10 protein-coding genes and 1 pseudogene are annotated in these 11,143 nt (G+C 43.4%); 6 read left to right on the top strand and 5 right to left on the bottom strand.

Annotation, left to right across the window (positions count from 1 at the left end; translation table 11 throughout):
- The 3 genes and pseudogenes from ACK8OT_RS11610 to ACK8OT_RS11600 all read left to right on the top strand — a co-directional run.
- Positions 1-194 (top strand): annotated as a pseudogene (locus ACK8OT_RS11610) (thiol-disulfide oxidoreductase DCC family protein); the annotation flags it as partial.
- Between the two features lie 6 nt (positions 195-200).
- Positions 201-944, top strand: coding sequence for an SDR family NAD(P)-dependent oxidoreductase (locus tag ACK8OT_RS11605; protein ID WP_410196679.1), 744 nt, complete (start codon positions 201-203; stop codon positions 942-944).
- 14 nt (positions 945-958) lie between these two features.
- A complete protein-coding gene (locus tag ACK8OT_RS11600; RefSeq protein WP_410196678.1) occupies positions 959-1,585 on the top strand; it encodes a flavin reductase family protein in 627 nt (208 codons plus the stop codon).
- 32 nt (positions 1,586-1,617) lie between these two features.
- On the opposite strand, the gene radA is transcribed toward ACK8OT_RS11600, so the two are convergent.
- Positions 1,618-2,979 (bottom strand): DNA repair protein RadA, encoded by a 1,362-nt coding sequence (gene radA / locus ACK8OT_RS11595; RefSeq protein ID WP_410196677.1) that lies wholly within the window; start codon positions 2,977-2,979, stop codon positions 1,618-1,620.
- Positions 2,980-3,137: 158 nt separating this feature from the next.
- Here radA and ACK8OT_RS11590 point away from each other — a divergent pair, with 158 nt between their 5' ends.
- Positions 3,138-5,477, top strand: a complete 2,340-nt coding sequence (locus ACK8OT_RS11590) for a PilZ domain-containing protein (RefSeq protein WP_410196676.1) — start codon at positions 3,138-3,140, stop codon at positions 5,475-5,477.
- Between the two features lie 55 nt (positions 5,478-5,532).
- On the opposite strand, the gene serB is transcribed toward ACK8OT_RS11590, so the two are convergent.
- The gene (gene serB, locus ACK8OT_RS11585) at positions 5,533-6,576 is read right to left on the bottom strand and encodes a phosphoserine phosphatase SerB (protein ID WP_410196675.1); all 1,044 of its coding nucleotides are present in this window, start codon (positions 6,574-6,576) and stop codon (positions 5,533-5,535) included.
- A gap of 152 nt (positions 6,577-6,728) precedes the next feature.
- On the opposite strand from serB, the gene ACK8OT_RS11580 reads away from it, so the two are divergent.
- Positions 6,729-7,319: an AhpA/YtjB family protein gene (locus tag ACK8OT_RS11580; protein ID WP_410196674.1), complete on the top strand. Its 591-nt coding sequence runs from the start codon at positions 6,729-6,731 to the stop codon at positions 7,317-7,319.
- A 140-nt stretch (positions 7,320-7,459) separates the two neighbouring features.
- Here ACK8OT_RS11580 and ACK8OT_RS11575 read toward each other — a convergent pair whose 3' ends face one another.
- Positions 7,460-7,996: a hemerythrin domain-containing protein gene (locus ACK8OT_RS11575; protein ID WP_410196673.1), complete on the bottom strand. Its 537-nt coding sequence runs from the start codon at positions 7,994-7,996 to the stop codon at positions 7,460-7,462.
- A 166-nt stretch (positions 7,997-8,162) separates the two neighbouring features.
- A complete protein-coding gene (gene ung, locus ACK8OT_RS11570; protein ID WP_410196672.1) occupies positions 8,163-8,837 on the bottom strand; it encodes a uracil-DNA glycosylase in 675 nt (224 codons plus the stop codon).
- Positions 8,838-9,210: 373 nt separating this feature from the next.
- Here ung and grcA point away from each other — a divergent pair, with 373 nt between their 5' ends.
- Entirely contained in the window at positions 9,211-9,591 is a 381-nt protein-coding gene (grcA, locus tag ACK8OT_RS11565) for an autonomous glycyl radical cofactor GrcA (RefSeq protein ID WP_410196671.1), read from the top strand.
- A gap of 456 nt (positions 9,592-10,047) precedes the next feature.
- Here grcA and tesB read toward each other — a convergent pair whose 3' ends face one another.
- On the bottom strand, positions 10,048-10,917 hold the full coding sequence (gene tesB, locus ACK8OT_RS11560) for an acyl-CoA thioesterase II (RefSeq protein ID WP_410196670.1): 870 nt from the start codon (positions 10,915-10,917) through the stop codon (positions 10,048-10,050).
- Positions 10,918-11,143: the final 226 nt, after the last annotated feature.

Below are 11,143 nucleotides of genomic sequence, written 5' to 3'. Positions count from 1 at the left end.
ATTTAGCATGGTCAATCGTCGGCTGTGGTAAATTGGTGGGGTTACTTCGAAAACCGCTGGTTCGTCCGGTGGCCGATAAAGCCTATCTCATATTTGCTAAGCACCGTTACAACATTTCATTATTGCTAACGGGAAAACGTCGTCTCAAGCACAGCGAATGTTTGGATGGCAGCAGTGAAGCCAAACTGAGATAAATCCAAATGAAACCAGCCCCAGTGCGCGCCGCGCTGATCATCGGCGCCAACAGTACTATCGCACAAGCATTACAGGCTGCGGTGCTTGCCAAAGGCGAGTATGGAGCCTTGATAACCATTAGTCGTCAAGCCATAGCGCCAGAGGATCCTCGCCATATCGCATTACAATGCGATAACAGTGAAGCATCGATTGCGCAATGTCTTGCCTCAATCGACAACACCGTCAGTATTGAAGCTGTGTTTATTTGTAACGGTATATTGCACCAAAAAGACCAGCCCAGTAGTGCCATCAAGCCCGAAAAACGCCTAGAAGAAATCCACGCCGAACAAATGCAAGCCGTGTTTAATGCCAACACGATAACGCCTATGTTGTGGCTTAAGCACTTAGTCAAGGTGTTCGCCAAGCACACAAACAGTACCTTGGTGGTGTTTAGTGCACGGGTCGGCAGTATTCAGGATAACCATTTAGGAGGCTGGTATAGTTATCGCGCGTCTAAAGCAGCCTTAAACATGCTGGTGAAAACCGCGGCCATCGAATACGCAAGACGCAACAAATACGTCAAGCTGATTGCATTTCATCCCGGCACTACAGACACACCATTATCCCAACCCTTTCAGGCAAACCTTGGTAATAAGCCTTTATTTACGCCTGATTTTGTCGCTCAGCGATTACTCCAGCTCATACCGAATTATGCGCCTGATGGCCAAGCCAGTTTTATTGACTGGCAAGGCAAAAACATTGATTGGTAATAAAAAGGATCAAGATGAAAATAACCGCCCAAGACTTAGCCCACTTCGACCAGACGTATCGTACACATCTAGTTAATTCGCTTGCGGGTTTTAAAAGCGCCAACTTGATTGGTACTATCGATTTACAAGGCGCTACTAATTTGGCCATAGTCAGTTCAGTGTTTCATTTAGGCGCTAACCCGCCCTTAATGGGCATGATCATGCGCCCACATCGAGTGCCCCGCCACACCCTTGAAAATATTCAACAAACTAAGTGCTATACCATCAATCATGTCAACGCAGACATTTATCAACAAGCTCATCATACTTCAGCTCGCTACCCCAAATCGCAATCCGAGTTTGCAGCCGCTAGCTTAACGCCTCAATTCCGAGGTCAGATGTTGGCACCTTATGTTGAACAAAGTCGCTTACAAATAGGGATGGAATTAGTCAGCACACAAACGCTGGCGGTGAATGATACCGAATTAGTGATTGGCAAAGTCATCGAGATCCACGTCCCAGAATCTGCTATTGCCAGTGACGGCTTTATTGATATTGCGCAGCTCAACAGCGTTGCGGTATCTGGCTTAGACAGCTACCACACCACCCAATCTTTGGGGCGAGAGCCTTATGCTAAACCGCGCCCAGAGCTGTCAACCTAACGCTGTAGCCACCTTATACCGTGGCGCTATCATTATATAACTTCCAAGGCTTCGCTGAGTTTTTTCACGCCGATCACTTCCATGCCATCAATGGGCTTTTTCGGCACATTAGCAATCGGCACAATTGCACGTTTAAAGCCGTGTTTAGCCGCTTCTATAATACGCTCTTGACCGCTGGGCACGGGGCGTATTTCACCCGATAATCCTACTTCGCCAAATACAACTAACTCCTTAGCTAGAGGTTGATCGCGAAAACTGGATACAAGCGCCACTAATAAGGCTAAATCCGCACTGGTTTCGGCAACTTTTACCCCACCAACTACGTTGACAAACACATCTTGATCCGCCATTTGTAAGCCACCATGGCGATGTAACACCGCCAATAATATGGCGAGGCGGTTTTGCTCGGTTCCCACCGCTACGCGGCGTGGGTTACCTTGGGAATAATCCACTAACGCCTGAATTTCAACAAGTAGCGGCCGAGTCCCTTCCCAAATCACCATCACCACTGAGCCCGATGTATTCTCCTCCCCTCTGGATAAGAAGATAGCAGAAGGATTATTCACTTCGCGCATACCGCGATCTGTCATGGCAAACACACCTAGCTCATTAACCGCACCAAAACGGTTTTTATTACCTCGTAAGGTGCGATAACGTGAGTCGGCATCACCATCAAGCATGATAGAGCAATCAATGCAGTGCTCTAATACTTTGGGCCCCGCCAAAGAGCCATCTTTAGTCACATGGCCTACCATGAAAATAGCCACCCCCGTTTGTTTAGCAAAGCGGGTTAAGTATGCTGCGGCTTCGCGCACTTGTGACACACTGCCAGGCGAGCTTTGAATATCCGCCACATGCATTACCTGGATAGAGTCAATCACCATAATTTGCGGTTTCACTTGCTCGGCAAGATGGCAAATGGTTTCAACACTGGTTTCCGACAGCATTTGCAATTTATCATTGGGTAAACCTAAACGCTTAGCGCGCATGGCGACCTGCTGTAATGATTCTTCTCCGGTTACATACAGCGCACTCATGGTTTGCGCTAAATGGCACATGGTTTGCAGCAATACCGTACTTTTACCTGCCCCCGGATTACCGCCAATCAAGATGGCGCTGCCGGGCACGATACCGCCCCCTAGCACTCGATCTAACTCTTTAAAACCACTGCTAAAACGCGGTAAATCTTCAAGTGAAATATCATTAAGTAGCTGGATTTTGGCTTGGGTTGAACCACTGTAACCTTGGTGACTCGTGGTGCGTGCACTTTTTGCCGGTGCTAATCGGATTTCAGAGATGGTATTCCAAGCCTTACAGTCATTACACTGACCTTGCCAACGGGCAAATTCAGAGCCACATTCATTACATACGTAAGCTGTTTTTGCTTTAGCCATAATCCTTATACTACCTTCTCGTCTTGATTATCTGTGTCTCGGCATGAATTTTGTATCATACTACGCAATAATCGAAAAAAGCGACTGCTCTTAGGCAAGATTGCGGTTAGAGTTAATCAGAGTGTTTCTATTTTTTTATAGCGATTAGTCACGTTTACATGGATTTAAAAGAGTACCAAAGCCAAATTGAGCAACTATTACCTCTGATGCGAGATTCTGACTTTCCAGAATTACTCGATCGCATCTTATTCGGCGAAAGCAACAATGTTAAGTTCCTAATAAAAATGGAACTGAATCGATTGAGTGCGCCATGTCAGCGGATCATAGATTTAAGAGATAAATACCCCTCAGCCGAAGAATTTAGCTTTAACAACAAACGTCACTTTCTCGATCTTGCCGCCCAAAAAGCATTTAAAAAGTCCCTCAAGCGGTTCAATAACGTATACACCATGGGGGTGTATGAAGATGTCATCAACCTAAAGCGTGAACAAGGTAAAATAGAAACAGGCAAGCAAAGCAAAGAGTTATTGCAAGCAGAACACCTTAATTTACAAAGAAGCAATGCAAGAGGCGCTGAGCGCATGCATTTTGCCATTCCAGTGCAGCTCTTCAGTCAAGATGGTCAAGAAATTCCCGCGACCACTTCTGACATATCGACCACTGGGTTAAGGGTCAAGATAAGTCAGCAATATCGCCTACAATCAGGCAAAGATGTGGGCATTATTTTTACCGGCTTGCAAAAAGAGTTTAGCGGCCCAGAGCTGCGAAATGCGGTGCCCTATACGCTAGTTGGGCAAGATAAAGGGGATGAGATTACTTGGTTACGGTTAGCCAGAACCCAAGAGCCAATGCGCTTTGATAACTTTATTGAAGGTTTTATTAAAGGCAACAAACACAGATATAAAATTAACACCGACAACTTGTTACATTCGGTTACCACCAAGGGCTACGAGCAGTATTATTTGCCTTTAATGAAGGGCTTACCCTTATTTTTTAGTCATCATCACGAGCCTAAACTTGAGAGCGTTTTATATAACAGCCAAAACTTACCTATTTTAGAATATTGGCGTGATGAAAACGGCCAAAATTGCCTCACCCAACTAGTGACGCCTGAGCGCGTGGCTTTGCTGCTTAAGCAACCTAGCGAGATCAAAGAAACCCTGATCTACAGTTTTATTCATCATACTGAAAGCAAAGCTTTTTTTATTGCTGCTAGCAAAGAAGAATTACAACAAACGGGGCTAAAGCCCTTATTTCTCTCTTTCGCCTCAAGAAAGACAAGTTGGCGGGTATATAAGCTACAACTCACCGTGGCTGAGCCGGACATCCTCAAGCGACAATTTAATGAACATAGCCCACAAAACGTGTCGCGCATCGCGTTAGAGAAAGCACTAGAAGTGCGATATGTTGGCTTATTAACCGATGCCACCTTTGAAAGCCATAAGCTCAGCTACCAAAGCCTCAGTACTGACGTTAAAAGTGCTAATCAATTAACTCGCTTTGTCAGTAAAAAACAGCAATATTTTGAACAACTTCCGTTTAAGTTTGTACAACAACGTCAAGAAAAACGCTACAACTACAACACCCAAGTACAATTGACCACAACAACGGGAGTGTTAGAAGGGACAACTCAAGACTTTTCTCCCCGAGGGCTCAAAATTGCATTAACCCAAGCCGCGCCAGTGAAAAAAGGTGACAAGGTTCTCATTGCCCTACCCAAACTGCAAAAACTGACTAAAACCATGAACCTATCTCGCATGGTTTATCGAGTAGTCGGGTTTAACCCTGCGCGTACCATAGTTCATTTATGTGTGGGTAAACACGCCGAATCTCATACCGGCACCGAGTTTTTTAACTTATTGATAGAAAGTAACCCAGGTAAACTCAGTGAAGCGGTTGAAAAACTGCCTAAGCCGGGGTTAGAGCTGGCACTGCGCCATTTATGCTGTCACCATTTCCTTTCAGCGGTAAATTTTGTTACCCGTCATCATGGTCATTTTGATATTGGCCGGTTAGCTATCGATCCCAAACACCATAGCTTAGCCCCGTTATTGTCAGCCTTTAGTAAAGCGCCTAACCAATTCAACCTTGTTCCCTTATTTGGGGATAAGTTAATGGAGCAACTGGTGGGCTCACGTCTCAAGGAGTTACCCGGCAGTAGTGCAAATCATCAGGTTGAGCTCTATATCCACCTTGACGAACACTCTAATGAAATCACTCATGGTTTAGCGGATGATTTTTTTGATGATAGCGAGCGCAAAGCCTTTATTAACCATGCCCTTCAACATGGCCACTTTTATTCCATCTTAATGAGTCTAACGCGTGTAGGTAAACCGGATATTGAGTCTATTCAAAAGGAATTGGACTACATTGCTCACTATGCCATTCACAAGGCCAAGCAAGTCGAAGAAGAATTGTGGTCTGTGTGCGCCTTAGTCGAGCTGTTAGACACCACAGGGGAAACCTTGTATCGATTTGGTTTGCGCGATCCCCATTAGCCCGATTAGCAAGCCAACTAGCCCATTGCTAGCTGGCTTGATAGCGGATGACTAATTAAGCCCAAGCCGTGTTTTGGCTAGTTGCCAAAATACACAGTGCCGCTTCTAAATCTAATTGATTAATCGACACGGCGGCTTGCTCTTGCACCACAGGTTTAGCATGAATAGCCACGCCCATCGCCGAAGCCCCAAGCATTAGCAAGTCATTAGCACCATCACCGATCGCCACAGTTTGGTTTGCATCTAAACCATATTGCTCGGTCAACTCGGCTAACAAACGCGCCTTCACCTGTGCATTCACGATTTCACCAAGTACCTTGCCCGTTAACTTACCTTCAACGATTTCTAACGTGTTAGCAAACACCTGATCAAAACCTAACTGATCTTTTAGCGCTTGGGCAAAATAAGTAAAGCCACCCGAAGCAATGCACACCTTCCATCCCGCTTGTTTTAGTCCAGCCAATAAATCCTTTAGGCCAGGCATTAACGGCATATCAGCAATCACTTGATTCAAAATGCCTTCATCAGCACCTTCAAGTAACGCAACACGACTGCGTAGGCTTTCGTTAAAGTCTAACTTACCATGCATGGCTTGCGCTGTTACCGCAGAAACTTGTTCACCAACGCCATACAAACGGGCAATTTCATCAATACATTCGATTTGGATTGTGGTTGAATCCATGTCCATCAACACAAGCCCAGGCTTATCTAAGGTTGGAATATGTTCAACCAGCGCAAAATCGAGCTGTGCACTAGCACAAAATGATTGTACCAAGGCCTTAGTATCGTCGGTGTCGTTACTCAAAGCTAAGCGAATAACGCAGGTATTGCATTGGAATCGTGGCGAATAGGCATAAACTTGGTCAATGCCATTTTGCATTAAAAGGTTAACCAACTGTGTTAACAATGGCGACGTTAAATTTTCGCCCATTAACACAAGTTGCTTACTCGCTGAAGCTAACTCACCTTTAACCGCGTTGATTTCTTTAGCTTGAAATAACACCCCATCAAATGAACCTACTTGTTCAACCAACAGTGCCTTCCATTGGTTTAGGCTCTCTGGCAACTGAGTCACTTTGACTTCATGTAACTTTTGCACAATACTTCCCTGATTTTCAATTTTTAAAATTGCGCTCAAGATAGCTATTGCGTTTTCGCATTGCAAGCCCAAATCTGAGTCTATTTTTTGGTCTGGAGACTTGATACATGACACTCACAGCAAAATCATCCCGGATATTTATTTGGCGAGCAATGCAACTACTTGTTGCGATAGGGTTAATTGGCTACCTTGCATATTTAACAACAAATCTACAATTACTGGCTGATAAAAATCGCATAGAGCAAACCCAGCGCTTTGGTTATACCTTAACCAATCGCGCCGCCAATGATGCAGCTCGTTATTTACAAAACGATGAACAAGAAGAGTTGGCTCGCTTAGTTAGCGAGCTAGCCAAAGATCCGTTAGTTCGGGATGTAACGATTTATGATGCATTTGGCATGATGTTGCATCAAACGGACAATGCAATGCCCCTGGATCTGGTATTAGGCATTACACCTAAAACGACTTCAGCAGATGCCAGAGAAATCGCCCAAAACCGTATTCCCTATATTGCAGAGCTGTTTCAAGAGTCAACCAAAATTGGTTACTTACGCGTGACCTTAGAGCAAGGCAAAATATTAGCTGAAATGAATCACTTTCAACAAAAAGCCAATGAACTGCTCAAAACCATGCTTTTTGTTGCCTTACTTATCGGTTTTTTACTTACCCGCTCGCTGTCGAAAAAGCGCCAATGGTGGCAGCAACTTATGTACAAAGCTAAGTTGCAAAATGAACAAGCATAAGATTAAGTAAGCGCCATTAGCATAACAGGCAAATATTGAAAGCTGAATTGCAATGAGATTTGCTGGATTAATGGCTCCCTCATCATCCTAATGAGGGAGCCTAACTATTTACTCACATTGAAATGAGCTTGTAGTCCCGATTAAAGACCCAAACGTTTTGCCAACGATTTATATTGGTCAGCAACCGAACGACCAAACAGTGGATCATCTTGTGGATCGTGATGCCAATTTTGCTCTAGTTGACGCCAATCATCCGCCGTTAAGCTGGCTTTAATCGCTGGAAGAATTTCACTTTCTTCATAGTTTAAATGGGCTTTCTGTAAACTCACAAACTGCCCAAGCTTCTCGATGATTTCATCGCGTGACACGATAGCATCGAGCAAAATGCTATCTATCATCTCTTTAAGTTCACTACTGATTTGCTCAAGGTTATGATGCTCTTGTGCCAAACGGTTAGCAACACTGTCGTCCACCACTCGGTATTTTAAATAATACTCGTAAATACTGTCTTCCAGTGGGTGATGAAACTTACCTGAATATGTTTGTAAATAATTAACAATGTCTCGAACCAACCGATAATCGACACCTTCCTCTAATTTGATTCTAGCTAGCTTGTCGGTTAAAACATTAAGCAATTTGGCAATATTTTTATGATCGTTATGAATGATACTTAACACGGCTGCTTCCTTATCCTTGTCTTTAAGTGCACACTCTAACAAGGCCAAAAATGAAATAAATTGATATAGAGCATTACAACTGTTTGTTACCTAACAATTACAATTAACCTTTTGATATTAGTTGGCAATCTGGTTTTAGCCAAGGTATAACCTAGAACAAATCAGATCAAATTTGTGGCTGCCAATTAATTTCTTCTTTACCTAAGCTCGCTAAGATTTGGTTGGTTTTAGAAAAATGTCGGCATCCCAAAAACCCCCGATGGGCCGACAAAGGGGATGGATGTGGCGCGGTGAGGACATGATGACGCTGACTATCTACCATGGCTCCTTTTTTCTGAGCATGGGCGCCCCAAAGTAGAAAAACAACACCATCACAATGTTGATTCACCTGCTCTATTACCTTATCGGTAAACGTTTCCCAACCACATTTCGCGTGGCTATGCGCTTTACCCGCCTCAACCGTCAAAACCGTATTGAGCAACAACACGCCTTGTTCCGCCCAGCTTTGTAAAAAACCATGGTCAGGAGTAACAAAACCCGGGATATCGGTTTGCAGTTCTTTGTATATATTGACCAAAGAAGGAGGGACTTTCACACCGGGGCGAACAGAAAAACACAGCCCATGAGCTTGATTAGGACCATGATAGGGATCTTGCCCCAAGATAACGACTTTCACATCAGCCAATTCAGTTAGCTTAAATGCATTAAAAACCTCATTCTGCGCAGGATAAATCACTTTTCCCTGCCCGCGTTCCCCTTGAACATATGAAAGAATATTCTGAAAGTAAGCCTGTTGTTTTTCTACACCTATTACATCGGTCCATGTCCTAGCCGTTGTCATCCTACACCTCAATTGCAGTTCACCTTGCTGTAACAAAGTAATTGATCCATATATTTACTCAATATCAGCTTACCACCCCTGATGTAACGAAAGAAAGAAAACAAAATAATGTTGTAAAATTACGAAACTTTATTACAAAACATAGGTCTATCTCCATTTGCAGATTGTGGGAATAGAAAACAGCTAAAATTAGAATTACATTGATTTAGATCAATAAATTAATTGAATAAATACCCCTTTAGAGGTAGCAAATTGATTTACATCAATGGATTCACTGCCTATAATGGTTCACAGATTAACCAAGAGACGAAAGTTTTTAAATTTCATTTATGTACTTTTGTTTCAATATTTTTACTGCAAATGGAGCTAGATTATGACTGTTGGTGTGCAAATTACTAAAGCTGAAAACGCCTCTCTACTAAACTCTTTCTGGTTACTTGATGAAGCCAAGCAAGAAGCGCGCTGTCTATGTGTTAAAGACAATGCATATCAAGAAGACCAAGTGGTTTCACTAAACGAGCTAGGCGACATTGAGTATAAAGAGGTCCCTGTACAAGTAGCGCCGCTACAAGAAGGTGGTCAGCACTTAAACGTAAACGTACTTAAGCGTGAAACATTAGAAGACGCGATTGCTCATCCAGAGAAATACCCACAATTGACTATCCGTGTTTCTGGCTACGCTGTACGTTTCAACTCGCTAACACCAGAACAACAACGCGACGTTATCACGCGTACTTTTACTGAAAGCTTATAATCGAAACGCCAATTGATCTGTGATTAATTGGTTAGCGATGCAGAAATCTAAGGGCGCTCAAGCGCCCTTTTTTATTACACCGATACAGTTCTGTATTTCTAAACTAGGCCTCGCAACATCAGAGTTATAAGACAACGCGACGTTATCAGTGATGCTTTTACTGAAAGCTTGTAATCGAAACGCCAATTGAACTGAGATTAATTGGTTAGTGATGCAGAAATCTAAGGGCGCTCAAGCGCCCTTTTTTATTACACCGATACAGTTCTGTATTTCTAAACTAGGCCTCGCAACATCAGAAATATAAGACAACGCGACGTTACCAGTGATGCTTTTACTGAAAGCTTGTAATCGAATAGCCAATTGATTGATGATTGACCTGTAATTAATAGGTAATCGGTTGGTAAGTAATTGGTGATGCAGAGAAAACTAAGGGCGCCCGAGCGCCCTTTTTTATACCTATTTGGATTGATGTTTTTTTCTAATTAGCCCTTCTTGAATACTCGAAGCCACTAATAGGCCATCACGGTTATATATTTTTCCGCGCACTAAACCTGTGCCGCCGGCCGCAACAGGACTGTCAATTTCATACAGTAACCACTCATCAAACCGAAATTCATGATGAAACCACATTGAGTGATCTATGGTCACAACCTGCATATGCGGTGCTAAAAATGACTCACCATGAGGATAAAGTGCCGTAGGCAAAAAGTTAAAATCCGACGCATAAGCCAATAAATATTGATGCACACGAAGATCGTCTGGCATGGCACCGCTGGCTTTCATCCACACTGCACGCTTGGGCTCAGCAATAGCAGGGTTAAGCGGGTTAACCATTTCTACTGGCCGCATTTCAATCGGTCGATCGCAAATAAATTTCTCGCGAATATGCTCAGGTAACATATCACGATGCTGCAGTGCGTAATCTTGCTCTGATTCTAATTCTTCCGGTGGTGGAACATCTGGCATCGTATCTTGATGTTCAAACCCAACTTCAGGCACCTTAAAGGAAGCCGTCATGTAAAAAATCGCTTTACCGTTTTGAATCGCCTTAATACGGCGAGTGGAAATGGATCCACCATCACGAATGGCTTCAACATCATATACGATAGGTTGACTGACATCGCCTGCGAGTAAAAAGTAACAATGCAGTGAATGAGCTTTACGAGTTTCTTCTACCGTCTCTTTTGCAGCAGATAATGCTTGCCCCATCACTTGACCACCAAACACAGCACCAAAGCCAAGATCTTGACTTTGACCGCGATACAAGGTGTTTTCTATTCGTTCAAGTTGCAGTTGCGAGAGTAAATCAGTTAATACTTTACTCATAATTTGCCCTACTTAATGAAAATCCGCCCATCATAGTCATAAATACAAATGATTCCGAGGCTAAGATCAAAAAAGGGGCAAAAACCTGATGACTGAACCACTAGGGTAGCCTTGGTTTGCCCCTTTGCTCACCGCATAACCCATGTATTATGCGCAAAGCTTGTTACTAGGGTCTGTTGATCTTTTGAGCTGGTTTTTGCAGCGATTTGTTGGGTATTTATACAAA

This window comes from Motilimonas thetidivivens, from assembly GCF_046452435.1.
In the GTDB taxonomy this organism is placed as follows: domain Bacteria; phylum Pseudomonadota; class Gammaproteobacteria; order Enterobacterales; family CBDFNC01; genus Motilimonas.
This window is presented reverse-complemented; position numbering and strand designations above follow the sequence as displayed.

Coding starts and splice junctions, on each gene's coding strand:
- ACK8OT_RS11605 (WP_410196679.1), top strand. CDS start 201: ATGAAACCAGCCCCAGTGCGCGCCGCGCTGATCATCGGCGCCAACAGT.
- ACK8OT_RS11600 (WP_410196678.1), top strand. CDS start 959: ATGAAAATAACCGCCCAAGACTTAGCCCACTTCGACCAGACGTATCGT.
- radA (WP_410196677.1), bottom strand. CDS start 2,979: ATGGCTAAAGCAAAAACAGCTTACGTATGTAATGAATGTGGCTCTGAA.
- ACK8OT_RS11590 (WP_410196676.1), top strand. CDS start 3,138: ATGGATTTAAAAGAGTACCAAAGCCAAATTGAGCAACTATTACCTCTG.
- ACK8OT_RS11580 (WP_410196674.1), top strand. CDS start 6,729: ATGCAACTACTTGTTGCGATAGGGTTAATTGGCTACCTTGCATATTTA.
- ung (WP_410196672.1), bottom strand. CDS start 8,837: ATGACAACGGCTAGGACATGGACCGATGTAATAGGTGTAGAAAAACAA.
- grcA (WP_410196671.1), top strand. CDS start 9,211: ATGACTGTTGGTGTGCAAATTACTAAAGCTGAAAACGCCTCTCTACTA.
- tesB (WP_410196670.1), bottom strand. CDS start 10,917: ATGAGTAAAGTATTAACTGATTTACTCTCGCAACTGCAACTTGAACGA.